Source organism: Streptomyces sp. NBC_00523 (genome assembly GCF_036346615.1).
In the GTDB taxonomy this organism is placed as follows: Bacteria; Actinomycetota; Actinomycetes; order Streptomycetales; family Streptomycetaceae; genus Streptomyces.
The window spans coordinates 3,641,978-3,667,395 of record NZ_CP107836.1; the positions used below are offsets into that span (position 1 = coordinate 3,641,978).

Here is a 25,418-nt window from a genome sequence, read left to right on the forward strand (position 1 = left end):
ATAACTCCGGGGCCGGGCTCTCCCCCGCTGGTCAGCCGCTCAGACCCCCACCGCCTCCTCCATCTCCTCTTCCTCCTCCTCGCCCGACGGCCGCACCGGACCGGCGGAGGCAGCGGAGGCGGCGGCAGGAGGGATGGCCGCAAGGGCGGCCGCCCGGCGCCGCCTCGCCTCGGCCAGGCCCGCGAGCCCCGTCAGCGCCACACCCGCGACGAACCAGAGCGCCAGCACCAGCAGATTCCCGCCCAGCGCGTGGCCGCCGAAGTACACATGGCCGCGCACGCCCTCCACGAAGCCCGCCCCGTTCCAGAAGGAGTGCAGCGCCCCGAAGAAGCCGGGCTGGAGTTCGGGGCGGAAGATCCCGCCGGAGCTGGTGAAATTGAGCATGACGAACAGCACCATCACGCCGAGCGTGGTCCACCGCTTGAGGAACGTGTGCAAGCCCACACCGATCAGCAGGATGCCCGCCGAGTAGAGCCACGCCATGGCCCAGAGCCCCCCTAGCCCGTGGTCCACGAGACCGAACAGCGGCCCCGCGAACACCGCTCCGATGGCGCTGACCACCAGCGAGGCGCCCAGCGCCAGTGCCGCCCGGACCCCCAGCCGCAGGACCGCTCCGGCGCCGCCGATCACGGCGACGGAGGCGTACGAGCCGATGCTCACGGCGACCAGCAGGAAGAAGATGCCCTGGCCGGTCGGGTCGCCGTCGGCCGTGGGCGCGGTGTCCGTCACCTTCAGCGGGGCGCCCTGGCCGGCCGCGACCTGGGTGAAGACCTTCTCGACCGCCGTCGCGCTGGTGTCGGAGGAGGCGGAGGCGACGAGCAGTTCGGGGGCCCTGCCGGGGATGTAGGCGCCGTAGCTGTCCTGCGTGCGCAGGTGCTCGGCGGCGGTGGCTCGGTCGGCGACGGTACGCACGCTCAGCGCCCCGTTCCCCTTGTCCTGGAGGGTCTGCGCCAGCACCTGTGCGGACGGCCCCGAGCCGACCACGTCGACCCGCAGGTCGTGCGGCTGCGGGGCGTGGAAGGCGCCGAGGTAGGCGAGGCCCATGCCGATGCACATCAGCAGCGGGGTGACGAGGTGGCTCAGTACGTGACGCAGTGCGCCCGCCGGAGAGCCGGCGGCGGCGCTCGGGCCTGCGGACATGGGGGCTCCAGACGATCGGCCAGGTAGTTGGCTTTTACAACTCAACTGGTTGGCTTTTACAACTCCAATTCCGTTGTACTCTACAACTGAACTTTCGAGGAAGGCGAACCCGTGTCAGGCACCCCCGGAGAACGCGAGGAGTCGCTGGACGTCATCCAGCGCGAGCTGACCGCCTTCGCCCGCCGCGCGCGGGCTGCCGCGGCCCAGCTCCACCCCGAGCTGCCGCTCGTCTCGTACACGCTGCTGGCGCACATCGACGACCAGCAGGGGTGCCGTGCGACCGATCTGGCGGCGCACTACATGCTCGACAAGTCCACGGTCAGCCGGCAGATCGGCACCCTGGAGAAGCTCGGCCTGGTCGAGCGCCATCCCGACCCGGACGACCACCGCATCCAGGTCCTGCACCCCACCGAGGCCGGAACGCAGGCCCTCGCCGCCACCCAGGCCAGCCGGCGCGCGGCCTACCAGGAACGCCTTGCGGACTGGACGGAGGACGACCTCGGCCGGTTCGCCGCGTACCTCCTGCGCTACAACGCGACGGGTGACGCCCCACACGCGTAAAACGGGCGTTTCACGTGAAACCAAACACACAGGGAAGCACGCAGGGGCGGGGTCGTCCCCGAACGGAAGAAGCCCCCCGGGCTGATGCCTGGGGGGCTTCCTTCTTGTGCGCGAGGGGGGATTTGAACCCCCACGTCCCTAAGGACACTGGCACCTGAAGCCAGCGCGTCTGCCGTTCCGCCACTCGCGCAAGAGTGGTGCTTCCGGGCTCTCTCACTTTTTCGGTGCGATCGCCTGGCGACATCCGGAAGATTAGCACGCTGGACAGGGTGGATTCACATCCGTTGTTTCGCCGCCCGATCACCGGGCACTCGCCGCACGCTCGGCCGACGTGCGCAGAACGTCCGAAAGGAACCGGGAACCCCCAGAGGTCGCCCCCACTCCTCCTGAGTGCGTCCAAGGTGCGGGACACTGTGAGGAGGCCACCTCTACGATCCGTGTGAGGGGGGACACTCGCCCCCAGGGCAGACAAGGGGAACCAGCCGATTTCCCGACGCGTGGATACGATCAGTAAGCAGTACAGGGACGATGACACCGGAGGAGGTGCCCCGTGGGAGTGATGAAGCGTTTCGAGCAGCGTCTCGAAGGTCTGGTCAACGGCACTTTCGCCAAGGTCTTCAAGTCCGAGGTCCAGCCGGTCGAGATCGCGGGTGCCCTCCAGCGGGAGTGCGACAACAACGCCACCATCTGGAACCGTGAGCGCACCGTCGTCCCCAACGACTTCATCGTCGAGCTCAGCGCCCCCGACTACGAGCGCCTGAGCCCGTACTCCGGCCAGCTGGGCGACGAGCTCTCCGGCCTCGTCCGGGACTACGCCAAGCAGCAGCGGTACACGTTCATGGGCCCCATCAAGGTCCACCTGGAGAAGGCCGAGGATCTCGACACCGGCCTCTACCGGGTCCGCAGCCGCACCCTGGCGTCGAGTTCGTCACAGGGTCAGGGACAAGGACAGGGCCCCGGCCAGGCACCGAGCCAGGGCCAGAGCTACGGCGGCCAGTCCCCCCAGGGGTACCCCGGCCGTTCCGCTCCGCAGGCCCCCGGTGGCTACGGCTACCCGCCCACCTCCGCCCCGCCCATGCCCGCCGGTCCGCCGCCGGGCGCAGGGCGTCACGGCGGTTCCGACCGGCGTCCGCCGGCCACCCCCACCTCCCTGCCGAACGTGCAGGTGCGGCGCTGGATCGAGATCAACGGCACCCGCCACCAGATCTCCCGCCCGACACTGGTCATGGGCCGCAGCACCGACGCCGATGTGCGGATCGACGACCCCGGCGTCTCCCGCCGGCACTGTGAGATCAGGACCGGAACGCCCTCGACGATCCAGGATCTCGGGTCTACCAACGGCATCGTGGTAGACGGGCAGCACACCACCCGCGCTACGCTCCGCGACGGCTCGCGGATCGTCGTGGGCAGCACCACCATCGTTTACCGGCAAGCCGAAGGGTGAAGCGGGGGCAATGTCAGAGCTGACCCTGACGGTCATGCGGCTAGGTTTCCTGGCTGTTCTGTGGCTGTTCGTGATCGTGGCCGTCCAGGTCATCCGCAGCGACCTGTTCGGAACGCGTGTCACGCAGCGCGGCTCACGCCGCACCGCGAACGACGCGCGTCCGCCCCAGGGACGCCAGAACGCGGCACCGCCGCAGCAGCGCCAGCAGCCCGGCCGCCAGCGCCGCGGTGCGCCGACCAAGCTGGTCGTCTCCGAAGGCACGCTCACCGGCACCACGGTGGCGCTCCAGGGGCAGACCATCACGCTCGGCCGGGCCCATGATTCAACGATCGTGCTGGACGACGACTACGCGTCCAGCAGGCATGCCAGGATCTACCCCGACCGTGACGGCCAGTGGATCGTCGAGGATCTCGGGTCCACCAACGGCACGTACCTGGACCGGACCCGCCTCACCACCCCGACGCCCGTTCCGCTGGGCGCGCCGATCCGGATCGGCAAGACCGTCATCGAGCTGCGGAAGTAGTACGACAATGAGCGAGCGGAGCGAGCGAGCCGCGGGGGTCCGGGCATCGGACCCGGCCAGGCTCCCGACCGGAGGGTGGGCAGTGTGGCTCGAGACCGGCTGTACCCCGAACCGACGGGTGAGGTGCGCATGAGTCTGTCCCTGCGCTTCGCCGCCGGGTCGCACAAGGGCATGATCCGGGAGGGCAACGAGGACTCCGGCTACGCCGGTCCCCGCCTCCTCGCGATCGCCGACGGCATGGGCGGCCAGGCGGCCGGTGAGGTCGCCAGTTCCGAGGTGATCTCCACCCTCGTCCAGCTCGATGACGACGTCCCGGGCTCCGACATCCTCACCTCGCTCGGTACGGCGGTCCAGCGGGCCAACGACCAGCTGCGGATGATGGTCGAGGAGGATCCTCAGCTGGAGGGCATGGGCACCACGCTCACCGCCCTGCTCTGGACCGGCCAGCGCCTCGGCCTGGTGCACGTCGGCGACTCGCGCGCGTACCTGCTGCGCGACGGCGTGCTCACCCAGATCACGCAGGACCACACCTGGGTCCAGCGGCTGGTGGACGAGGGCCGGATCACCGAGGAGGAGGCCACCACCCACCCGCAGCGCTCCCTGCTGATGCGCGCGCTGGGCAGTGGTGACCACGTCGAACCCGACCTCTCCATCCGTGAGGTCCGGGCCGGCGACCGCTACCTGATCTGCTCCGACGGGCTCTCCGGCGTCGTCTCCCACCAGACGATGGAGGAGACGCTCGCCAGTTACCAGGGCCCGCAGGAGACCATCCAGGACCTGATCCAGCTCGCCCTGCGCGGCGGCGGACCGGACAACATCACCTGCATCGTCGCCGATGTCTTCGACGTCGACAGCAACGACACCCTGGCCGGGCAGCTCAATGACACCCCGGTCGTCGTCGGCGCGGTCGCCGAGAACCAGGCGGCCCAGCTGAACGACGGCGGCGCGATGCAGACGCCGGCGGGCCGTGCGGCCGGCCTCGGCCGTCCCGTACCGCCGCCCTCCGGCAGCTTCGGCCCGCCCGGCAGCGGCGACGACTCCGGCTACGACGGGATGCCCGAGGGGTCCTTCGGGTCCTACTCCGACGACGACTTCGTCAAGCAGGGCGGCGGCCGCAAGTGGCTCAAGCGCTCCCTGTACGTGGTGCTCGCGCTGGCCGTCGTCGGCGGCGGGCTCTACGGCGGCTACCGCTGGACCCAGACCCAGTTCTACGTCGGCGCGAAGAACGACAACGTCGCGCTGTACCGGGGCATCAGCCAGGAACTCGGCTGGCTCTCGCTCTCGAAGGTCGAGACCGACCATCCCGAGATCGAACTCAAGTACCTCCCGCCCTACCAGCGCAAGAAGGTCGAGGCGACGATCGCCGAGGGCAGCCTCGCCGACGCCCGCGAGAAGATCACCGAGCTCTCCACCCAGGCGTCCGCCTGCAAGAAGGACGAGCAGCGCCGTGCCGCGGAGAAGGAGCACGGGGACGAGGGCCAGGCGCAGGGCACGGACACCGACGCCACCAAGGCGTCCAAGTCCTCCAAGACATCCGGTGGCGACACCAAGTCCGAGCAGACTTCCACGACTCCCACTCCTGGGCCCAGCCTCTCGGAGGAAGAGAAGAAGCTGGTCCCGCAGTGCGGTAAGAAGTAGAGCCGTAGGGGGCCTTCAGCACCATGAGCGTTGTCACCAACACGACCACGATCGGCGCGATCGACGCACCGAGCAGGCGCAACACCGAACTGATGATGATGGGCTTCGCCATCGCCATCTCGGTGTTCGCCTACGCCAACGTGGGCCTGGCCATGGACGGCAAGCTGCCGTCCGGCATGTTCGGCTACGGGGCGGGGCTCGTCCTGCTCGGCGGTGTCGCCCATCTCGTGGTGCGGAAGTTCGCCCGGTACGCGGACCCGCTGCTGCTGCCGCTGGCCACTCTGCTCAATGGGCTGGGGCTGGTGCTGATCTGGCGGCTCGACCAGTCGCCGAAGCTGATCAGGGACGCCGAGAACTACTACGGGGTGTTCACCCCGTCCGCTCCCCGGCAGCTGATGTACTCGGCGGTCGGTGTGGCGCTGTTCGTCGGCGTGCTCCTGCTGCTGAAGGACCACCGCATCCTGCAGCGCTACACGTACATCTCAATGGTGGCCGCGCTGTTCCTGTTGATCCTTCCCATGTTCTTTCCGGCCAAGTTCGGCGCGAAGATCTGGATCAACATCGCCGGATTCTCCATCCAGCCCGGGGAGTTCGCGAAGATCATCATCGCGATCTTCTTCGCCGGGTATCTCATGGTCAAACGGGACGCGCTGGCGCTCGCCAGCCGCCGCTTCATGGGGCTGTACCTGCCGCGCGGGCGCGACCTGGGCCCCATCCTGGTCATCTGGGCGCTGTCGATCCTGATCCTGGTCTTCGAGACCGACCTCGGAACGTCGCTGCTGTTCTTCGGCCTCTTCGTGATCATGCTGTACGTCGCCACCGAGCGGACCAGCTGGATCGTCTTCGGTCTCCTGATGTCGGCTGTGGGAGCCGTGGGTGTCGCGAGCTTCGAGCCGCACGTCGAGGCCCGCGTGAATGCCTGGAAGGACCCGTTCAAGTGCTTCCACACGGACGGCTCCTGCGAGCAGATCGGCAACGCCATCATGTCCTTCGGGTCGGGTGGCACGCTCGGCTCCGGCTGGGGCCAGGGCCACTCCGACCTGATCGGCTTCGCCGCCAACGCCGACTTCATCCTCGCCACCGTCGGTGACGAGCTCGGCCTCGCCGGAATGATGGCCGTCCTGCTGGTCTACGGCCTCATCGTGGAACGCGGTGTCCGCACGGCGCTCGCCGCCCGCGACCCGTTCGGCAAGCTCCTCGCGATCGGCCTCTCCGGCGCCTTCGCGATCCAGGTCTTCGTCGTCGCCGGCGGCGTCATGGGTCTGATCCCGCTCACCGGTATGACGATGCCGTTCCTCGCGGCCGGTGGTTCGTCCGTGATCGCCAACTGGGCCCTGATCGGCATCCTCATCCGCATCAGCGACACCGCCCGCCGCCCCGCGCCCGCCCCCGCACCCTCGACCGACGCCGAGATGACCCAGGTGGTCCGCCCGTGAACAAGCCCCTGCGCCGGATCGCGATCTTCTGCGGCGTCCTGATCTTCGCCCTGCTCGCGCGGACCAACTACCTGCAGTACGTGAAGGCCGACGCCCTCAACACCCGCGACGAGAACCGCCGCGTCCGCATCGAGCGGTACGCCCATGAGCGCGGCAACATCATCGTGGACGGCAAGTCGATCACCGGGTCCGCCGAGACCAAGGGAAGCGACTTCAAGTACAAGCGGGTCTGGAAGGACGGCCCCATGTGGGCCCCCGTGACCGGCTACTCCTCGCAGGCGTTCGGCGCCACCCAGCTGGAGAACCTCGAGGACGGCATCCTCACCGGCAACGACGACCAGCTGTTCTTCAACCGGACGATGTCGATGTTCACCGGTGAGGAGAGGACCGGCGGCAACGTCGTCACCACGCTCAACGGCGCGGCCCAGAAGGCCGCCTTCGAGGGCCTCGGCGACAAGAAGGGCGCCGTCGCCGCCCTCGACCCGCGGACCGGCGCCATCCTGGCGCTCGCCAGCACCCCCTCGTACGACCCCTCGTCCTTCGCGGGCAACGGCGTGTCCGACAGCAAGGCGTGGCAGTCCCTGAAGGACGACAAGAACAAGCCGATGCTCAACCGGGCACTGCGCGAGACCTACCCGCCCGGCTCGACGTTCAAGGTCGTCACCGCGGCCGCCGCCCTGGAGAACGGGCTCTACGACGACATCGACGAGGACACGAAGTCGCCGCTGCCCTGGCGCCTGCCGCAGTCGACCGACGACCTGCCCAACGAGGGCAGCATCCCGTGCAAGAACGCCTCGCTCCGCCAGGCGCTGCGGTACTCCTGCAACACCGTCTTCGGCAAGATCAGCGATGACCTGGGCAACCAGAAGATGATCGACGAGGCCGGCAAGTTCGGCTTCAACAAGGAGATCTTCACCCCGGTCCGCTCGAACGCCAGCGTGTACCCCGAGGACAACCGGCCTCAGAACGCCATGGCCGGCATCGGCCAGGCGTCCAACCGCGCCACCCCGCTCCAGATGGCGATGGTCGCCTCCGCCGTCGCCAACGACGGCAAGCTCATGCAGCCGTACATGGTCGCCGAGCGCAAGGCGCCCAACCTGGACGTGATCTACACGCACGAGAAGGAAGAGTTCAGCCGGCCCCTCTCGGCGGAGAACGCCCAGAAGCTGCAGGAAATGATGGAGACCGTCGTCAAGGAGGGCACGGGCACGAACGCCCAGATCCCCAACGTCACGGTCGGCGGCAAGACCGGTACCGCCCAGAACGGTCTGAACAACAAGGGCAACCCGTACGCGTGGTTCATCTCGTACGCGAAGACCGACAACGGTTCGCCGGTGGCGGTGGCCGTCGTCGTGGAGGACAGCAGCGCCACCCGCGAGAACATCTCCGGTGGTGGCCTGGCCGCCCCGATCGCGAAGGCCGTCATGAAGGCGGTCATCGACAGCGAGAAGTGAGACCGCTCACACCCGGCCGCGAAAGCGCCTCTGCGGATACCGGTCGGATATCAGGTATTGCCTGCGGGCCGATCAGCTGATGCGCGGCCGGTAGCGTATGCGCGAACAGCACACCGCCGGACCGCACACCGGTGCGGTCAGGACTGACGGAGAGGGCTGGAACAGTTATGGAAGAGCCGCGTCGCCTAGGCGGCCGGTACGAGCTGGGCTCGGTGCTCGGCCGTGGTGGCATGGCCGAGGTCTACCTCGCCCACGACACCCGGCTCGGCCGCACCGTCGCCGTGAAGACGCTCCGGGCGGACCTCGCCCGCGACCCGTCCTTCCAGGCCCGGTTCCGCCGTGAGGCCCAGTCCGCCGCCTCGCTCAACCATCCGGCGATCGTCGCGGTGTACGACACCGGCGAGGACTACGTCGACGGGGTCTCCATCCCGTACATCGTCATGGAGTACGTCGACGGCTCGACGCTCCGCGAGCTGCTGCACTCCGGGCGCAGGCTGCTGCCCGAGCGGACGCTCGAAATGACGGTCGGCATCCTCCAGGCGCTGGAGTACTCGCACCGCGCGGGCATCGTCCACCGGGACATCAAACCGGCCAACGTCATGCTGACCCGGACCGGACAGGTCAAGGTCATGGACTTCGGTATCGCCCGCGCCATGGGCGACTCCGGCATGACGATGACCCAGACCGCCGCCGTCATCGGCACCGCCCAGTACCTCTCCCCGGAGCAGGCCAAGGGCGAGCAGGTCGACGCGCGGTCCGACCTCTACTCGACCGGCTGCCTGCTCTACGAGCTGCTGACCGTCCGGCCCCCGTTCGTCGGGGACTCCCCGGTGGCGGTCGCGTACCAGCACGTACGGGAAGAGCCGCAGCCGCCGAGCAACTTCGATCCCGAGATCACGCCCGCCATGGACGCGATCGTGCTGAAGGCCCTCACCAAGGACCCGGACTACCGCTATCAGTCGGCCGACGAGATGCGCGCCGACATCGAGGCGTGCCTCGACGGCCAGCCGGTCGCCGCGACCGCCGCGATGGGTGCGGCGGGTTACGGCGGCGGCTACCCCGGCGGGTACGACAACGACCAGCCCACCACCGCCCTGCGCGCCGCCGACCAGAGCGGCGAGCGCACGTCGATGCTGCCACCGGTCAACCCGGACGACGGGGGCTACGGCTACGACGACCGCCCCGACCGCCGCAGGCAGAAGAAGAACCACACCTCGACGATCCTCCTGGTCGTCGCGGGCATCCTGGTGCTGATCGGCGCGATCCTCATCGGCAAGGCGGTCTTCGGCGGCGACGGTGGCGACGACGGCGCGTTCGACGTGCCCACCATGGTCGGCATCACGGTCAAGGACGCTCAGAAGCTGGCCGACAACACGAACATCGTCCTCAAGGTCGGTCCGAAGGAAGAGTGCAAGGACCAGCCCAAGGGCAAGATCTGCCGTCAGACTCCGGAGGACGGGCAGATGAAGGAGCAGGAGACCGTCACGGTCTTCGTCTCCAGCGGCCCGCCGAAGGTCGAGGTTCCGGACGTCACCGAGAAGTCCGAGGACAACGCCCGCGAGATCCTTGAGAAGCGCGGCTTCACCGTCAACGTCACATCGGTCGAGTCCGACCAGGCCGATCCCGGCACCGTCCTGGAGCAGTCCCCGAAGGGCGACACGAAGGCCGAGGAGAACTCCGAGGTCACGCTCAAGGTCGCCACGGAGAAGCTGCTCACGGTACCCAACGTGTCCACCCGCTCGTACGACGAAGCGGTGAACCAGCTGAAGGGACTCGGCTTCACCAACATCGGCAGGTCGGACGAGGACTCCGACAAGCCGGCGAACGAGGTGATCGGCCAGAACCCCGAGCCGAACACGAAGGCCGGCAAGGACACCTCGATCATCCTGAAGGTCTCCAAGGGCCCGGCCGAGCCGGAAAAGGTGACCGTCCCGGACGACATCGTCGGCAAGTCGTACCAGGACGCGAAGGCTCAGCTGGGAGGCATGGGCCTGGTCGTCGCACTCGGTCCCGGTTCGGTCGACAAGCCGGACGCCAAGGTGGTCATGAGCACCCCCGGGCCGAACCAGCAGGTGGACAAGGGCGGCACGGTCACCCTGAACACCATCGACGCCGGTGGCAACATCTTCGGCGGCCCGAACGGCGGCAGGGGTCACTGACCCGCTCCGCACCCCGTACGAACGGAGGGCCCCGGTCACCGCGAAGGTGACCGGGGCCCTCCGGCGTCACGGCACAACCGTCAGCGCAGCTCCACCGGCTTCGTGCGGTCGCGGTCGACCTTCTCCGTGCGGACCAGCTCGCCCCAGACGATGTAGCGGTACTTGGACGTGTAGACCGGGGTGCAGGTCGTGAGCGTGATGTAGCGGCCGGCCTTCTTCGCGCCCGAGCCCTTCGGGACGGGGCCCAGCACGTCGACGTTGTACTTGGACGTCTCCGGAAGCTCGCTGAAGACCTTGTAGACGTACCAGGTGTCCTTCGTCTCGAAGACGATCGCGTCCCCGGTGTGCACCTTGTCGATGTTGTGGAACTTCGCCCCGTGGCCGTCCCGGTGGGCGGCCAGCGAGAAGTTGCCCTCCCTGGCGGAGGGGAGCGCGGATTTCACCGGATCGGTGTAGTAGCCGGCGACACCGTCGTTGAGGATGTCGGTGTCGGTGCCCTTCTTGACGAGCACCTCGCCGTTCTTCATCGACGGGACGTGGAGGAAGCCGATGCCGTCCTTGGTGTCCAGCGCGCCGGGGCCGTCGGCCCACTTGTCGCGGACGGTGTGGCCCTGCTTGGTGGCCTCGCGGTCGGCGAGCACGTTCGTCCACCACAGCGAGTAGACGACGAAGAGGCCGAGCACCAGACCTGCGGTGATGAGCAGTTCACCGAAGACACTGACCGCGGTCGCAAGGGGATGGCGGCCGCCCTTCCGCGTAGGTGGCGCGGACTCGTCGGTCCGCTCCTGGTCCTCGGTCGTCGCTGTCATCGCACCGCCCTGTCTTCATGGCGTCCGGCCCGTTCAGTCCGCGAGCACGTCGGGCTTCCCCTCGCTGCGCGGCCGTTCGTCGACCATCTTGCCCCAGACGATCAAACGGTACGTACTCGTGAATTCCGGCGTACACGTCGTCAAGGTGATGTACCGGCCGGGCTTGGTGAACCCGGACTGCTCCGGCACCGGCGCGATCACGGAGACGTTGGAGGGCGAGGTCTGCGCCAGCTCGCTCGTCATCTCGTACGTGTAGTACGCCTCCCGGGTCTCGACCACGATCGGGTCGCCGGGCTTCAGGCGGTTGATGTAGCGGAACGGTTCGCCATGGGTGTTGCGGTGGCCGGCCAGCGCGAAGTTGCCCTCCTTGGCGGAGGGCATCGCCGTCTTCAGCGGCTTCTCGCTGTAGTGGCCGACCATGCCCCGGTCGAGGACCTTCTCCTTGCTGGTGCCCTCCGCGATCGGCGTGACGACGTCCAGCTTGGGGATGTGGATGATGGCGAAGCCCTGCCCCGGCTCGAACGCTTCCTGCTTCTCAGGGGTCTTCTCGTTCTTGGCCCAGTCGTCCTGGATCTTGTGCGTCTCCCGGCCGGCGATCTGGTCGGCGCGCACATTCGTCCACCAGAGCTGGTAGGTGACGAACAGGAGCATCAGGACGCCCAGGGTGATGAAGAGCTCGCCGATGCCCCGGCTGATGACGATCGCGGGGCTGTCCTTGGCGGCCTTGGCCGCGCGGCGCGCCTCCATGCGCGTCATGGGCTTCGCCGGGGCCGCGCTCTGGGGACCGGGCCGCGGCGCGGGACGCCGGCGGCCGCGCCCCTTGGCGGCACGCCTGCGCTCGGCGCGTCCGCCGGTGGGCGGGGGCGTGGGCGCGTCAGGCGCTCCTCCGGGCGCGTCGGGTACGCCTCCGGGCGCGTCGGCCTCGGTGAGCGCTTCCGGCTCCGGGCGGGGCGCCGGCACGACCGGGTCGCCCGCGTCTATTCGGCCGAGGACCTCCGTGGCCGGCTCCACGGCCTCGGAGGCAGGGGGCTGCGGAACGGCCGCGGGGCCCGGGACGTGCGGGTCGGGCGCGGGCGGCGATGCCTCCGAAGGCGGCTGTACGGGCTCCTGGTGGCCGTACCAGTCCCGTTGGTACCCATCGGGGTCGTACCACTCCTGCGGGGCCTGCTGAGGGCTCTGTGGCTCGTAGGGCGCCTGCTGCGGGACCACGGGCTCCGGGACCACGGGCTCCGGGCCCGGCAGCGGGTCGTTCAACGGGTCCGCCAGCCGGTGGACCGCCGCCTCGAACGCGCCCGGGTCCTCGTACGCCCGCGGATCGTGCGGGTCGTCCTGCCCGGCCCCGGCTCCGTGGCGGGGTGGGGTCACGCGACGGCCTTGCCCACCACCGGAGCGAGCCCCGCCGACCTCTCGACGGCTCCGGTGTCCCCGCAGCGCACCAGCCAGTTGGCCAGCATCAGGTGGCCGTGCTCGGTGAGCACCGACTCCGGGTGGAACTGCACGCCCTCGACGGCCAGCTCGCGGTGGCGGAGGCCCATGATGATGCCGTCCGCGGTCCGCGCGGTGACTTCCAGCTCGTCGGGCACGGTGTCCGGCTCGGCGGCGAGCGAGTGGTAGCGGGTCGCGGTGAACGGCGAGGGCAGTCCGGCGAAGACGCCCGCGCCCTCGTGGAGCACCGCCGAGGTCTTGCCGTGCAGCAGCTCGGGGGCGCGGCCGACGACGCCGCCGTACGCCACCGCCATGGACTGCATGCCCAGGCAGACCCCGAAGACCGGGACGCCGGTCGCCGCGCAGTGCCGCACCATGTCGACGCAGACGCCCGCGTGCTCCGGGGTGCCGGGGCCGGGGGAGAGCAGGACGCCGTCGAAGCCGTCCTGCGCGTGGGCCGTGGTCACCTCGTCGTTGCGCAGCACCTCGCACTCGGCACCGAGCTGGTAGAGGTACTGGACGAGGTTGAAGACGAAGCTGTCGTAGTTGTCCACGACCAGGATGCGGGCGCTCACCGGGCGGCCCCCGTCGGCGCGCTCGCTCCGTCGACCGTCACATCGCCGAACGGAAGCAGCGGCTCCGCCCACGGGAAGACGTACTGGAACAGCACATAGACGACCGCCAGGGCGAGGACGAGCGAAATGAACGCACGCACCCACACGTTGCCCGGCAGATGCCGCCAGATCCAGCTGTACATCCAGACCCTCCATTCGGTACCGGGTCCAGACTAAAGGGCCCGGGGCCCGGCGTGGGGTGCCTGTGGAAAGCTGTGCGACGCCTGTCGCCGTCTGCTACTTCACCGGCTCCGCGTAGTGCAGGTCCACGGTGCCCGAGTAGCCGGGGAGGGTCGCGGTCCCCTGCTCGTCCACCTTCCAGCCGAGCCCGTACGCCTTCACGTACAGCAGGTAGTTCTGGATCGCCGGCGAGGCGTCCAGCGCCCGCCGCAGCGCAGCGGTGTCGCCGACCGCGGTGATCTTGTACGGGGGTGAGTAGACCCGGCCCTGGAGGATCAGGGTGTTGCCGACGCAGCGCACGGCGCTGGTGGAGATCAGCCGCTGGTCCATGACCTTGACGCCCTTGGCGCCGCCCTGCCACAGGGCGTTGACGACGGCCTGGAGGTCCTGCTGGTGGATGACCAGGTCGTTGGGCTGCGGATCGGGGTAGCCGGGGCTGGCGGTGGCGTTGGGCGGGGCGTCGTTGAGCGTGACGGAGACGGCCGGGCCGGACAGCTCGGTGGTGCCCGCGGTCCGCTCCAGCGCCTTGAGCCTGGCGGCCTCCGCCCTGGTGCTGCCGTTGTCGCGCTGGGCGAGGCTGTCGACGTCCTCGCGCACGGATGCGGCGGACTCCTCCAGGGCGGCGTTCTTCTCGCTGCGCTGCTGGATGAGGTCGGAAAGCTTCAGCAGTGAGGCGTCGGTCCGGATATTGGTGCCCTTCGCCGTATTCGCGCTGGTCACGAAGATGAGTCCGGCAAGGGCGAAAACGGCAGCCGTGAGCACTCTGGCCGGGTGCCGGAAGGTGCGGCGGACCGGCCCGGGGGGAGAGTCGGCAGAATTGCTCAACGTACCCTTATCTCCTTCGGTGCCACGGAAGGACTACGCTAACGGACGCCCGGGGGAGGCCACATTCCCCCTCGCGCCCCGCCCCGGCGCCAGCCACAGTTCCCTGCGCGGTCACGCAGCGCATCGACAGGAGAGTTCCTCGTGCCGAAGTCACGGATCCGCAAGAAGGCCGACTTCACGCCGCCCCCGGCGAAGCAGGCGACCAACATAAAGCTGACCAGCCGTAGCTGGGTGGCGCCCGTGATGCTGGCGCTGTTCCTCATCGGGCTGGCCTGGATCGTCGTTTTCTATGTGACCGACGGCGATCTGCCGGTGAAGTCGCTGGGGAACTGGAACATCGTCGTCGGCTTCGGTTTCATCGCCGGCGGCTTCGGCGTCTCCACCCAGTGGAAATAGCCCACGCGACCGCGTAGAACCACACGCCGACCCTGCTCCGCAACCCCTGCCCTGAGTTACCCACAGCGTTATCCACAGGTGGGGGAAAAGGTCAGACGATCTGTGGATAACTCTCAGGCCGTTGACGCCGGTGTGACTGCAGCCGCCCCCGCCCCGGGGCGGGACGCCCCTTGTCCCGACTGGAAAAACCCAGCTCAGGGACAAGGGGCACAGTTGTTCCCGCGCTATGCACAAGATCCGGATCATGCTGTGGAACCCTGTGGACAACTCCGGTCACAAATGGTCCACAACTGTCCTGTGGAGACGGCCGGAGGCGCCCTCTAGGTCAGGGCAGCCGTTCTCGTCACCACGATCAGGACGACGGCCACGAGCACCAGGGCGCAGGTCCCGAACTGCACCAGATCCCGGCGTTCACGCGGGGCGTGCACCATGCCGATCCCGATCAGCACTCCGGCGATCAGCCCCCCGACATGCGCCTGCCAGGCGATCCCGCCCCAGGGGTTGAAGGTGATGATCAGGTTGAGCGCGAAGATCGCGATGACCGGGCGCATGTCGTAGTTCAGCCGGCGCATCAGTACGGCGGTGGCGCCCAGCAGACCGTAGATGGCGCCCGAGGCTCCCAGCGACGGCTGGTTCGGCTCCGCGAGCCAGTACGTCAGGGCGCCGCCCGCCAGCCCGGAGAGCAGGTAGAGCGCGAGGAAGCGGACGCGGCCCAGCTTCGCCTCCAGCGGTCCGCCCAGCCACCACAGCCCCAGCATGTTGAAGGCGATGTGCCACGGCGCCTCGTGCAGGAACATCGACGTCACCAGCCGGTACCACTGGCCCTCCGCGATGCCCTCAAGCGGCCCTTCGTCCGTGAAGACGGCACGGCCCAGGAGCTCGAGACGGTCGACCAGCGAATGGTCGGCCAGGACCGCGACGAACACCGCGAGGTTGATCCCCATGAGGATCTTGGTGACCAGCCGGGGGTCCGCCGCGACGACGCCCCCGGCCAGTGTGCGCGGGCGCGCGGCCGAGGCGCTGTGCCCCGTACCGGATCCCCGGCGGACGCAGTCCGGGCACTGGAAGCCGACCGACGCGTCGACCATGCAGTCCGGGCAGATGGGCCGGTCGCAGCGGACGCACCGGACCGCTGTCTCCCGGTCCGGGTGCCGATAGCAGTGGGCCGGCCCCTCGACGGGCGGGGGTGTTCCGGCCGCGCCCGGCGGCTGCTGGTCCATCGGTCCCATGGCTTCCCGGTCCCCTCGGTCCTCGTCGTCGCACGGGTGCGCACGACACCGCCCCGCGCATCCGTTCTGCCATGAGATACGGACGGGCGGGGCGGTTGGTTCCCGAACGTGAAATCGGAGAGTGAGCAGACGGACGCGCTGGGCGATCAGCGCTTCTCCACGCTCACCGACTCGATGACGACGTCCTGCACCGGCCGGTCGGTACGCGCGTTGGTCGCGGTGCCCGCGATGGCGTCCACCACCTGCCGGCTCTTCGCGTCCTCCACCTCGCCGAAGATCGTGTGCTTGTTGGTCAGCCAGGCCGTCGGCGAGACCGTGACGAAGAACTGCGAGCCGTTGGTGCCGGGTCCGGAGTTGGCCATGGCGAGCAGATACGGCTTGGTGAAGGCGAGATCGGGGTGGAACTCGTCCGCGAACTTGTACCCGGGGCCACCCGTGCCGTTCCCCAGCGGGTCACCGCCCTGAATCATGAAACCGCTGATCACGCGGTGGAAGACGGTGCCGTCGTACAACCGGGCCCGGGTCGGCTGCCCCGTGGCCGGGTCGGTCCACTCGCGCTCACCCTGGGCGAGCTCGACGAAGTTCTTGACCGTCTTCGGAGCGTGGTTCGGCAGGAGCCGGATCTCGATGTCGCCCTGATTGGTCTTCAAGGTGGCGTAAAGCTGCTCGGCCACGATCTGCCTTCCGTGAGTCTGCACGTGTGCTCTGCGCGTCTGCGCTGCGCGCCGGACCGCACCGCTGACCGGGCCGGACCGACGCTCCGATCCTTGCACGGGCCGCCCCCGCGGCGTCCGAGGCGGGAGACGGTCGCCTCCGCGCCGCCGCGGCACAACCGATGCGGCCAAGTGCGTGACGAACCGGCGCGATACCGGATGAACCATGGCATGGTCGTCGGGAGGTACCGAATGACCCGGATGCCCGCCCCACATGCCGCACAGGGCCCACGCAGGCATGATCTCGAATTGGGTGGAAAGGCGGAGTACCTACCCGCCACCAAGGAGGAGGATCCCGTGACCCGCATCGACAGCGTGCGTGCCGCAACCGACTCGGCGAGGGACAGCGTGCAGCACGCCGCGGAAGTGGTGGCGCCCTACGCCGACTCGGCCAAGGACCAGGCCGTTCACTATGCGCACGAGGCCCGCACGCTGCTCGCACCGAAGGTGTCGAAGGCAGCCAAGCAGGCCCGTGTGCAGTACGGCGCGCACGTCGCCCCGCGTATCGAGCTCGCCCGCACACACGTACCCCCCAAGGTCGACGAGGCCGCCCAGCGCGCCGCGCTCCGCACCCGTCAGGCCGCCCGCAGCGCCGCGGACTACACCGTCCCGCGCATCGAGAGCGCCCGGGCCGCCGCCCAGCCGGTGGCGGAGGAAGCCGCCGCCCGCAGCGCCGCCGCGGTGGCCGCACTGCGCGGCCAGGTCACGGCCAAGCAGATTCGCAAGCTGGCCCGGAAGCACGAGCGACGGGCCAGGGCGGGCAAGGCGTTCAAGGGCCTGGCCGTGACCGGCATCCTCGCGGCCGCCGGCTACGCGGTGTGGCGCTGGTGGGACAAGCAGGCCAACCCCGAGTGGCTGGTGGAGCCGCCCGCCCCCACCGAGGTGGACGACCGCGCCCCGCTGTCCTCCGTCGACGGCAGCCCGCAGACCTCGACCCTCCTGGACCCCGAGGTCGAGGCCAAGCAGGCCGACGCCGAGGCGGCCGGCGAGGACGGCCCGGAGGGCACGGGCCTGGACGACCGCGCCTGACCCGCGCACACCGCACGACAGCACGCACACCAAAGAGGTCCCCTGATCCGTGTTTCCGCAGATCAGGGGACCTCTTGGGATGTGGAGCCTAGGAGATTCGAACTCCTGACATCTGCCTTGCAAAGGCAGCGCTCTACCAACTGAGCTAAGGCCCCGACAGCACGCAGCCCGAACACCTGGATGTTCCGGTCACCGCCGCAGAACAGAGTACCGGCTCACCCCGGTGATCCTGCAAAAATTCGGGGACTCCCCGTGCGCGACCACGCTCCGTAAGATGCTGGTCGAGGTTCGCAGCAGCGAAGCCGATGCGAAGGGGAGACGCAATGGATGCAGCGCAGCAAGAGGCGACGGCCAGAGCCAGAGACCTCCAGCGCAGTTGGTACGGGGAGCCGTTGGGGGCGCTCTTCCGCCGGCTGATCGACGACCTCGGACTCAACCAGGCCCGCCTCGCCGCGGCACTCGGACTGTCCGCTCCCATGCTCTCCCAGCTCATGAGCGGTCAGCGCGCGAAGATCGGCAACCCCGCTGTCGTCCAGCGCGTCCAGGCCCTTCAGGAGCTGGCCGGACAGGTCGCTGACGGCAGCGTCAGCGCCGCCGAGGCCACAGCCCGGATGGAGGAGATCAAGAAGTCCCAGGGCGGATCCGTCCTCTCCGGCACCGGCCAGACCACATCGACCGGCGGAGCACCCACCGTCCGCCGGGTGGTCCGGGAGATCCAGTCGCTGCTGCGGTCGGTCTCGGCCGCCGGTGACATCATCGATGCGGCGGACTCCCTCGCCCCGACCCACCCGGAACTGGCAGAGTTCCTCCGGGTGTACGGAGCGGGGCGCACCGCGGAAGCGGTGGCGCACTACGAGAGCCACCAGAGCTAGGCCCCGCACGGTACGGGGGCACGGGCCGGAAACATGAACGGGGAGCGGGCACAGCGCCATGGGTGAGGTCTTCGCCGGACGGTACGAACTGGTCGATCCGATCGGACGTGGTGGGGTCGGTGCCGTGTGGCGCGCCTGGGACCACCGGCGCCGCCGCTATGTGGCGGCCAAGGTGCTCCAGCAGAGCGACGCGCACACGTTGCTCCGCTTCGTCCGTGAACAGGCGCTGCGCATCGAGCACCCCCATGTGCTCGCACCGGCCAGCTGGGCCGCCGACGACGACCAGGTTCTCTTCACCATGGACCTCGTCAGCGGCGGCTCACTGGCCCATGTCATCGGCGACTACGGCCCGTTGCCCCCTCGTTTCGTCTGCACCCTGCTCGACCAGCTGCTGGCCGGCCTCTCGACGGTGCACGCCGAAGGCGTGGTGCACCGGGACATCAAACCGGCCAACATCCTTATGGAGGCCACCGGCCGGGGCCGCCCGCATCTGCGGCTGTCGGACTTCGGCATCTCCATGCGCAAGGGCGAGCCGCGCCTCACCGAGACGAACTACGTGGTGGGGACGCTCGGTTACTTCGCGCCCGAGCAGATGATGGGCGCCGAACCGGACTTCCCGGCGGACCTCTTCGCGGTCGGCCTGGTCGCCCTCTATCTGCTCCAGGGCACCAAGCCCGACTCGCAGGCGCTCATCGAGCACTTCGCGGAGCACGGCACCCCCAGTGCCCCTGACGGCGTCCCGGAGCCGTTGTGGCAGGTCATCGCGGGCCTCCTGCAGCCGGACCCGCAGGACCGCTTCCGTACGGCCACGGGCGCGCGCAAGGCCCTGAACGCCGCCGTCGAGATGCTTCCCGAGCCCTCGGACGCCGAGGAGCCGGTGGAGGTCTTCGACCAGATCGGCCCGCTTCCCGAGGGCTTCGGCCCCGACGGCCCGCTGCGGTCCGGCGGCCCGGCGGCAGCGCACTCACCCGGCCCTCAGACAAGTGGTCAGCCGACCGCGCCCCCGTCGCCCCAGCAAGCCCCGGCGCCCCAGCCGACGGCGCCCCTGGCGACCGGCCCTCATCCCAGCGGGCAGCAGCCGCAGCCCTACCCCTCCGCGCCCGCTCCCATGTCCGAGACGGGCAGCTTCCACCTCCCGCCCCCCGGGCCGGCCGTTCCCGCGCACCACGCCCCGCACACCGCCGCACCCGCGGCCCCGTACGGCTATCCGCAGCCGGCCGGGTACACCGCCCCCGACGCGAACCCCGTGCTCGCCCCGGCTCCCGGTCCGCAGGATCGGTCCTTCACCCACCCCTACACGGCCCCCCAGCAGGGGACGGCCCCTTTCCAGGCACCGGCCTCCGCCCCCGGAACGCGTCCGGGACCGTCCCCGAGGGTGGCGGTCCCGGTCCTGCTGGTGGCGCTGGTCTGCTTCGCCGTGGGCATCTGGGCGCTGACCCAGTCCTGAGTACGAGGGCGGCCGCCCGCGCCTACCAGGCCTGAGGCGGCCCTCCGTACGGGTACTGCCCGCCCGTGGGCGCGGCCGGTGCCGCGGCCGCGCGGCGTCGCGCGATCAGGGTCCACGCCCCCAGCCAGAGCACCAGCACGGTGCCGGCGCCGATTCCGGCCGCCGCGACCAGCTTCATCGTGCCGCGCTCGCTCCTGGCCTCGGCGGCCTGCGCGCCGCTCTGCCCTTCCCGCGCCGCGTCCTTGTCGCCCTGGGTCACAGAGAAGATCCCGGCATCGCCCTTGTACGGCGACTTCCCCGCCTCGCCCTTCACACTGATCTTGAGGGTCAGCGCGATCGGCTTCTGCCCGTACGGCTTCGCGAGGTCCGGGCTCAGCGTGACGGAGAGGTAGTACCAGCCCGCGAACCGCATCCCGCCGACATCGTCACTGGAGTCGTACCGGTTCCGGTACGCCACCGGGGGCAGCGGGTCGAAGGGGACGGAGACCGGCTTTCCCGTATAGGCCGTGGGCGACACATCGGCGACGTGCCCCAGTGCCGGGTTCTCCAGCGACACCGTCAGCGCGCTGCTGACGTACGCGCTCTTCTCGGAGGTGCTGTTGCTCAGCTCCGTCGTGGCGAAGAGCTGCTGGCCCCAGTCCACCGGCACACGGTAGAAGAGGGTCTGCCCGGGCTCGATCCGGTCCTTCCACTCGCCGGTCTCCAGGCTCGTGGCGTCGTAGTAGCCGGCGCCCCCGCGACGGGTGTTGTCCGTGGCGGCGGCGGGCGGCTGCGGTGAGGCGGACGCCCAGGACGTCGGGGCGGTGGTCGGCGCGGAGGAGGCGTTCGCGATCTCCGGCTCGGAGGCGTAACGCAGCTCCAGGTCCCACTCCCCCTGGTCCGAGGTCTCCTTGGTCTCCCGCTCGATCAGCGCGTAGTACGTACCGGCGTCCTGGCAGCTGCCGTCCTTCTCGATCCGCCGGGAGGCGTAGGCGGCGATGGGGCGCGGGTACTGCGCGGTCCCGAACACGGCGTCCTGCGAACTGCACTCGTCGTCCGAGCTGTCCCGGATGCTGACCGTGATCCCGTCCCCGTACGACACCTTGCCGCCGCCCTTCGGCACGACGACGGCGGACACGTAGGCGTTCGTCTTCGCGTCCAGGTCCAGCCGGTAGTACAGCTTCTGCCCACTCCGGATCGCGCTCTTGTAGACCCCGCCAGGCTTCAGCTTCGTCGCCTCGGCGCTGATGTCGGCGCCGGCCGCCGACTCGGCGTCCGGATCGAAGGTGTACGAGCCGGGGGCTCCGGCCGCGTACGCCTGTCCCGGCAGCGCCGCCACCGCGAACACCGCCGCCACCGCCGCGAGCGCCCCCCGCATCCTGCTGCGCCGCCTCATCACGCGCTTCCCCTCGTCATCCGTACGGCTGCCCTCCGGCGGCCGCGTACATATACGAACACGGCCAGAACTGCGGCCATGGCGGCAGCCCCCGCGCCCGCGGCCGCAACGACCGCCCATCCTGCCCCTCCCGCACCGCCACTGTCTGCGGCAGCGGCCGAATCGCCCTGCTTGTCCGCCCCCGCGCCCTCGGCGCCGCCGGTCTTCCCGCCCGCCGGTCCCGTAACCGCCGGGGCGTCGCGCCCCGGCCCGGAGCGTTCCTCGCCCAGCACCGCCACGCGCAGCACCACACCGATCTCCGGGTTCTCCGCGATCTCCGCGGCCCGCGCGCCCAGCGTCACCGAGATGTAGAAGTCGCCCCCGACGCGCACCGGCTGGACGTACGACCGGCTCTCGTAGCGGTTGGTCCAGGCGACCGGGACCCCGCCCATCCGGACCGCCGCGGGGCTGCCGTCGTACAGCGTGCTCCCGTGGAACTCACCGCCCCCGTCGAGCGGGAAGCGGGCCGGGGTGTAGAGCCGGGTGGCGCCGTACGAGTACGTGGAGTGGGCCCGGTCCACCGTGGGCTCGTTCGCGAACTCGACGGTGTAGGAGACCTGCTGGCCCCAGCCCGCCGGGACCTTGTACCAGAGAGTCTGCGAGGGCAGGACGCGGTCGCGCCACACGCCGGGGCCGAGCTCCCGCGCGTCGTTGAAGCCGGTGCCGCCCCGCACATCGCGCGGATCGCCCGTCGGCAGCGCGGCGTTCCCGTCACCCGCGCCGTACTCCGTCTCCGACTGAGCGGGCGTCACCCCCTCCGCCAGCGGCGCCTCGGCCCCGTACACCAGCTCAAGGGGCCAACGGGCCGCGTCCGAGACCTTCTTGCTCGTCCGCTCCACCACGAGCCGGTAGCGGCCCGCACGGTCGCAGACGCGGCCGCCGTCCGGCGAGGGGACCCGGGCGACCGCGGCCGTCAGCGGCACCGCGCCCTCCCGCTGCGAGAAGCGCTCGGTGTCCGTCGCGCAGTACCCGTGTCCGGCGTGCTCGATCCTGGTGGTCAGGGCGTCGAACGTGTCCACCGCCGCCCCCGGCTGCGGGACCGCTGTCGCGGCGAGGTCCGCCGTGGAGGCGGCGTCGAAGTCGACCGCGTAGTACCGCTTCTCGCCCGGCCCGATGGTGTCCAGGTACTGCCCGGGGGTCAGTACGGGTGCCCGGTCGGCCGTGGCCGCGCCGGTCACCCGGCGCCCCTTCAGCCGGTAGCCGTCCGCCGAGAGCCGTGCGGCGCGCTGGAGTTGGCGGGCCAGTGCGTCGGCGTCCGGTGCGTCGTAGTAACGGCCTTTGCCCGCGCGCGCGATGCACTCCAGCTGTTCGCGGGCGGGGCCCTCCACCTGGAAGCCGACGGTGTCGATGCGCAGCCCGGTCTCTTCCCCGCCGAGCCGCTCGGCAACCTCGCAGGGCGCCGGCGCACCGCAGTTGTCCTCGCCGTCCGAGACCAGCAGGATCGTGCGCGTGCCGATGGCGCCGTCCGCCGGTTCGGGCAGGTCCTCGGCCGCCTTGCGGAGCGAGAGGCCGATGGGGGTGTCGCCCCGGGGCCGCACCGCCTCGACCGCCCGCTTGAGACCGCCCCGGTCAAGGGCGCGCACCGGCTGGACGAGGCGGGTGTCCGTACAGCCGTGCGGCCGGTCGGCGCCGTAGACCCGCAGCCCGGTCGGGAAGCCGTCCGGAAGGCCGTCCACCACCGTGGAGACGGCCGCGCGGGCGCTCTCCATCCGGGTGCGGCCGGTGCCGTCGTCGTCCCCCATGGAGCCGGACGAGTCGAGCACCATCACCAGGCTGCCGTTGCCGCCGGACCGCGCGACCGCTGGCGCCCCGTGCGCGGCCGTTGCCGCCGGGGCGGGTAGCGCGCCCGCCACCAGGGCGAACAACGCCCCACCGATCAGAATCCCCGCCCGCGCACCGCCGCGGTGATGACCTGTCCTCACCCGTGCCCCCTCGACCGAACAGTCAATGTCTTTGCTCACGCAAGCTATTGATTTGCTTGCGCGAACTCAAGAGCACAGCTGTCACGGTCCCGCAACAGCACGAAGCCCCGGCCGCGTCAGCGACCGGGGCTCGTACCAGGCTGTTCCGTCTCAGACACCCGAACCCGCGGGCACGGAGTCGGTCGCCTCCGTCCACAGATCCTGCTCGGCGCGATCCGCCTGGATCTGGCGGTACACGAGGAGCCCGCCGATGGCGGCCAGTGCGACCAGGAGAAGCTTCTTCACCGCGCGACCTCGTCCTTCGTTGGCGTAGGGGACTTCTGCCGCCCGACTATACACACCGGCCGATATCGACCGGTGACCTCCCCGCAACCCAATTGGCGCCTGCCGACGTGCGGCCGGAACCCCTCTGTGCGTCCCCCTCGGAAGCCCTCATGGAAGGCCGGGGCGGGCCGGTTGAACCATACGAGTGGTGTTCATCTGAAGATCGGCGCATGCGCGGCGTCGGTCCACGAAATCGCGGGCCGGATCCACATCATCGGAAAGGTAAGCAAACCGGACCACCTGAAAGTGAGGGGCCATGAGCACCGTCTCGGCCAAGAACATCTGGACCGCCCTCGTCACCGCGTTCTTCGCACTCCTCGCGGCTCTGGGCCTCGCGAGCTCCACGGCCACCGCCGCACAGGCGACAGCCACGAACACGAACACGGAGCCGGCGGCCACGGCCCACGAGCACACCCCCGCCGACCGCGCAACAGCGACCGGACCTTCGGTGCGATGGACCCTTCCGCGTGACCGGGCGCTGCCGCCCACGATGAAGCAGCGCATCCGCGCCGAGGCACACGGCTCCTCACCCGCCACCCGGCATCTGTCCGCAGACACGAAGAACACCGTGAACACCACGGGCTCCGCCCGCACCTCGCACGGCACCCTGGCGCAGGACGCCTCGCTCCTCCCACCGTGACAGCGCCGCAGCACCTGACCCCCTGAGCCCCCGGGCCGGTTCACACCGGACGGGGGCTTTCCCGTGCGCCCGGGCGTTCACACACGCCGGGCGGCGAGAGGTCGGGTGACCACCGTCGCGCCCATCGGGGCCCCCGGCTTCGCAGGGGGGCCCTGGCCTGTATCTCGTACCGGCTCCTGGTCCGACGGGACGGGGACCGGCTCCTGGCCGCTGAGACCGGGACCAGCCTCATGCCGACAGGACCGGGACTGCCCTCAGCCGCCCTGGTCCAGGCAGGCGTTCATCCTCGGTACCCTCACGGAGACGCCGCACGGCCGCCTGCGGCGTACGGCCACGAGACGACGCGCAGCCTCCTCACGTGAGTAGGTTCGACAACGCCGAAGGCCCCCCACCGTTTCCGGTGGGGGGCCTTCGTACTGTGGGGCTAACAGGATTTGAACCTGTGGCCTCATCCTTATCAGGGATGCGCTCTAACCAACTGAGCTATAGCCCCGCCGCGCTTTTCCGTCGCGCTGACTTCTGAAGATTAGCGCACGTCGGGGCCAGTCCCAAAATCGATACCCGGAGGGCTACTCGTCCTCCGCCAGCGTGAGCTCGACACCGCCCACGAAGCCCGCCGACAGGTTGTAGATGAAGGCGCCCAGCGTCGCCAGCGCGGTGGCCAGGACCACGTCGATCACCGCGATGACCGAGGTGAAGATCAGGACCCTGGGCAGCGACAGGAACGCCTGGAGGTCGAAGCCGTTGCCCTCGTTGGAGCCGGTCGCCTCGCTGATGGTGCCGCCCACGGTGGAGAAGACGCCCATCGCGTCCATCACCATCCACAGGACCGCCGACGCCATCACCGTGCAGATGCCGAGCGCGATGGACAGCAGGAAGCTGACCTTCATCACCGACCACGGATCGGCCTTGGACACCCGCAGGCGCGCCTTACGGGTACGCGGAGTGGTCCGCGCCCCCGTCCGCGGCTTGCGGGCCGTCTGGGCCGGTCCCACGCCCTGCTGAGCACCGTAGGGCCGCCCACCGCCCTGGGTCCCGCCCGGAGGCGAGGGGTAGGCCTGCGGCGGGTGGTACGGGCCCGCCTGGCCCGGTGCGGGTTCCCGCTCGCCGGGCAGCGGCCCGGTCGCGTAACCCTCGTACTGGGGCTGAGGGCCCCGCGTATCCGTCACAGTGCCCCCTTGGGAGTCCGTGGCGGGGCCACGGGCACCGTTACCTCCGGCTCCG

At 70.0% G+C, this 25,418-nt stretch carries 24 protein-coding genes and 3 tRNA genes; 12 read left to right on the plus strand and 15 right to left on the minus strand.

Features of this window, described 5'->3' with window-relative positions:
• Positions 1-39 precede the first annotated feature (39 nt).
• Positions 40-1,140 carry a hypothetical protein gene (locus OHS17_RS16465; RefSeq protein ID WP_330312792.1) on the minus strand — a complete coding sequence of 367 codons (1,101 nt, stop codon included), beginning with the start codon at positions 1,138-1,140 and terminating at the stop codon, positions 40-42.
• A 111-nt stretch (positions 1,141-1,251) separates the two neighbouring features.
• Between OHS17_RS16465 and OHS17_RS16470 the strand changes: the two genes are divergently transcribed.
• Complete coding sequence (locus OHS17_RS16470) at positions 1,252-1,701, plus strand: MarR family winged helix-turn-helix transcriptional regulator (RefSeq protein ID WP_330312793.1); 450 nt, start codon at positions 1,252-1,254, stop codon at positions 1,699-1,701.
• 107 nt (positions 1,702-1,808) lie between these two features.
• Here the strand turns inward: OHS17_RS16470 and OHS17_RS16475 are convergent.
• A tRNA-Leu gene (locus OHS17_RS16475) sits at positions 1,809-1,891 on the minus strand.
• Between the two features lie 360 nt (positions 1,892-2,251).
• Here OHS17_RS16475 and OHS17_RS16480 point away from each other — a divergent pair.
• The 6 genes from OHS17_RS16480 to pknB all read left to right on the plus strand — a co-directional run bounded on the left by OHS17_RS16480 (position 2,252) and on the right by pknB (position 10,355).
• On the plus strand, positions 2,252-3,145 hold the full coding sequence (locus OHS17_RS16480) for a DUF3662 and FHA domain-containing protein (protein WP_330312794.1): 894 nt from the start codon (positions 2,252-2,254) through the stop codon (positions 3,143-3,145).
• Between the two features lie 10 nt (positions 3,146-3,155).
• Positions 3,156-3,668 (plus strand): FHA domain-containing protein FhaB/FipA, encoded by a 513-nt coding sequence (locus OHS17_RS16485; protein WP_018101923.1) that lies wholly within the window; start codon positions 3,156-3,158, stop codon positions 3,666-3,668.
• 129 nt (positions 3,669-3,797) lie between these two features.
• The gene (locus tag OHS17_RS16490) at positions 3,798-5,306 is read left to right on the plus strand and encodes a Stp1/IreP family PP2C-type Ser/Thr phosphatase (RefSeq protein WP_018101922.1); all 1,509 of its coding nucleotides are present in this window, start codon (positions 3,798-3,800) and stop codon (positions 5,304-5,306) included.
• Between the two features lie 23 nt (positions 5,307-5,329).
• Positions 5,330-6,742 carry an FtsW/RodA/SpoVE family cell cycle protein gene (locus OHS17_RS16495; RefSeq protein ID WP_164629490.1) on the plus strand — a complete coding sequence of 471 codons (1,413 nt, stop codon included), beginning with the start codon at positions 5,330-5,332 and terminating at the stop codon, positions 6,740-6,742.
• Positions 6,739-8,196, plus strand: a complete 1,458-nt coding sequence (locus tag OHS17_RS16500) for a peptidoglycan D,D-transpeptidase FtsI family protein (RefSeq protein WP_330312795.1) — start codon at positions 6,739-6,741, stop codon at positions 8,194-8,196. Before OHS17_RS16495 ends, OHS17_RS16500 begins: the two co-directional genes overlap by 4 nt.
• Positions 8,197-8,363: 167 nt before the next feature.
• The gene (gene pknB / locus OHS17_RS16505; RefSeq protein WP_330312796.1) at positions 8,364-10,355 is read left to right on the plus strand and encodes a Stk1 family PASTA domain-containing Ser/Thr kinase; all 1,992 of its coding nucleotides are present in this window, start codon (positions 8,364-8,366) and stop codon (positions 10,353-10,355) included.
• 80 nt (positions 10,356-10,435) lie between these two features.
• Here pknB and OHS17_RS16510 read toward each other — a convergent pair whose 3' ends face one another.
• The 5 genes from OHS17_RS16510 to OHS17_RS16530 all read right to left on the minus strand — a co-directional run bounded on the left by OHS17_RS16510 (position 10,436) and on the right by OHS17_RS16530 (position 14,208).
• On the minus strand, positions 10,436-11,164 hold the full coding sequence (locus OHS17_RS16510) for a class E sortase (RefSeq protein ID WP_330312797.1): 729 nt from the start codon (positions 11,162-11,164) through the stop codon (positions 10,436-10,438).
• Between the two features lie 33 nt (positions 11,165-11,197).
• Complete coding sequence (locus OHS17_RS16515; RefSeq protein ID WP_330312798.1) at positions 11,198-12,529, minus strand: class E sortase; 1,332 nt, start codon at positions 12,527-12,529, stop codon at positions 11,198-11,200.
• Positions 12,526-13,164, minus strand: a complete 639-nt coding sequence (locus OHS17_RS16520; RefSeq protein WP_330312799.1) for an aminodeoxychorismate/anthranilate synthase component II — start codon at positions 13,162-13,164, stop codon at positions 12,526-12,528. Before OHS17_RS16520 ends, OHS17_RS16515 begins: the two co-directional genes overlap by 4 nt.
• On the minus strand, positions 13,161-13,346 hold the full coding sequence (locus OHS17_RS16525) for a hypothetical protein (RefSeq protein ID WP_018101915.1): 186 nt from the start codon (positions 13,344-13,346) through the stop codon (positions 13,161-13,163). Before OHS17_RS16525 ends, OHS17_RS16520 begins: the two co-directional genes overlap by 4 nt.
• 94 nt (positions 13,347-13,440) lie before the next feature.
• The gene (locus OHS17_RS16530; RefSeq protein WP_026171366.1) at positions 13,441-14,208 is read right to left on the minus strand and encodes a DUF881 domain-containing protein; all 768 of its coding nucleotides are present in this window, start codon (positions 14,206-14,208) and stop codon (positions 13,441-13,443) included.
• Positions 14,209-14,349: 141 nt separating this feature from the next.
• On the opposite strand from OHS17_RS16530, the gene crgA reads away from it, so the two are divergent.
• Positions 14,350-14,604: a cell division protein CrgA gene (gene crgA, locus OHS17_RS16535; RefSeq protein ID WP_018101913.1), complete on the plus strand. Its 255-nt coding sequence runs from the start codon at positions 14,350-14,352 to the stop codon at positions 14,602-14,604.
• A gap of 320 nt (positions 14,605-14,924) precedes the next feature.
• Here the strand turns inward: crgA and OHS17_RS16540 are convergent, their stop codons facing one another.
• The gene (locus OHS17_RS16540; RefSeq protein WP_330315274.1) at positions 14,925-15,824 is read right to left on the minus strand and encodes a rhomboid family intramembrane serine protease; all 900 of its coding nucleotides are present in this window, start codon (positions 15,822-15,824) and stop codon (positions 14,925-14,927) included.
• A gap of 155 nt (positions 15,825-15,979) precedes the next feature.
• The gene (locus tag OHS17_RS16545; RefSeq protein ID WP_330312800.1) at positions 15,980-16,507 is read right to left on the minus strand and encodes a peptidylprolyl isomerase; all 528 of its coding nucleotides are present in this window, start codon (positions 16,505-16,507) and stop codon (positions 15,980-15,982) included.
• A gap of 336 nt (positions 16,508-16,843) precedes the next feature.
• On the opposite strand from OHS17_RS16545, the gene OHS17_RS16550 reads away from it, so the two are divergent.
• A complete protein-coding gene (locus tag OHS17_RS16550) occupies positions 16,844-17,575 on the plus strand; it encodes a DUF5324 family protein (protein WP_330312801.1) in 732 nt (243 codons plus the stop codon).
• A gap of 82 nt (positions 17,576-17,657) precedes the next feature.
• Here OHS17_RS16550 and OHS17_RS16555 read toward each other — a convergent pair.
• Positions 17,658-17,730 (minus strand) — tRNA-Ala (locus tag OHS17_RS16555).
• A gap of 168 nt (positions 17,731-17,898) precedes the next feature.
• On the opposite strand from OHS17_RS16555, the gene OHS17_RS16560 reads away from it, so the two are divergent.
• Both OHS17_RS16560 and OHS17_RS16565 read left to right on the plus strand, forming a co-directional pair.
• Positions 17,899-18,447 carry a helix-turn-helix domain-containing protein gene (locus OHS17_RS16560; protein WP_026171365.1) on the plus strand — a complete coding sequence of 183 codons (549 nt, stop codon included), beginning with the start codon at positions 17,899-17,901 and terminating at the stop codon, positions 18,445-18,447.
• 58 nt (positions 18,448-18,505) lie between these two features.
• A complete protein-coding gene (locus OHS17_RS16565) occupies positions 18,506-19,894 on the plus strand; it encodes a serine/threonine protein kinase (protein ID WP_330312802.1) in 1,389 nt (462 codons plus the stop codon).
• Positions 19,895-19,916: 22 nt separating this feature from the next.
• Here the strand turns inward: OHS17_RS16565 and OHS17_RS16570 are convergent, their stop codons facing one another.
• The 3 genes from OHS17_RS16570 to OHS17_RS16580 all read right to left on the minus strand — a co-directional run bounded on the left by OHS17_RS16570 (position 19,917) and on the right by OHS17_RS16580 (position 23,515).
• Positions 19,917-21,251: a hypothetical protein gene (locus tag OHS17_RS16570; protein WP_330315275.1), complete on the minus strand. Its 1,335-nt coding sequence runs from the start codon at positions 21,249-21,251 to the stop codon at positions 19,917-19,919.
• Positions 21,252-21,268: 17 nt separating this feature from the next.
• Positions 21,269-23,230, minus strand: coding sequence for a vWA domain-containing protein (locus OHS17_RS16575; protein WP_330312803.1), 1,962 nt, complete (start codon positions 23,228-23,230; stop codon positions 21,269-21,271).
• Positions 23,231-23,380: 150 nt separating this feature from the next.
• On the minus strand, positions 23,381-23,515 hold the full coding sequence (locus OHS17_RS16580) for a DLW-39 family protein (RefSeq protein WP_003958712.1): 135 nt from the start codon (positions 23,513-23,515) through the stop codon (positions 23,381-23,383).
• A 295-nt stretch (positions 23,516-23,810) separates the two neighbouring features.
• Between OHS17_RS16580 and OHS17_RS16585 the strand changes: the two genes are divergently transcribed.
• Positions 23,811-24,194 carry a DUF6344 domain-containing protein gene (locus OHS17_RS16585; RefSeq protein WP_330312804.1) on the plus strand — a complete coding sequence of 128 codons (384 nt, stop codon included), beginning with the start codon at positions 23,811-23,813 and terminating at the stop codon, positions 24,192-24,194.
• A gap of 419 nt (positions 24,195-24,613) precedes the next feature.
• Here the strand turns inward: OHS17_RS16585 and OHS17_RS16590 are convergent.
• Both OHS17_RS16590 and OHS17_RS16595 read right to left on the minus strand, forming a co-directional pair.
• A tRNA-Ile gene (locus OHS17_RS16590) sits at positions 24,614-24,687 on the minus strand.
• Positions 24,688-24,763: 76 nt separating this feature from the next.
• The gene (locus OHS17_RS16595; RefSeq protein ID WP_330312805.1) at positions 24,764-25,363 is read right to left on the minus strand and encodes a DUF3566 domain-containing protein; all 600 of its coding nucleotides are present in this window, start codon (positions 25,361-25,363) and stop codon (positions 24,764-24,766) included.
• Positions 25,364-25,418 lie beyond the last annotated feature (55 nt).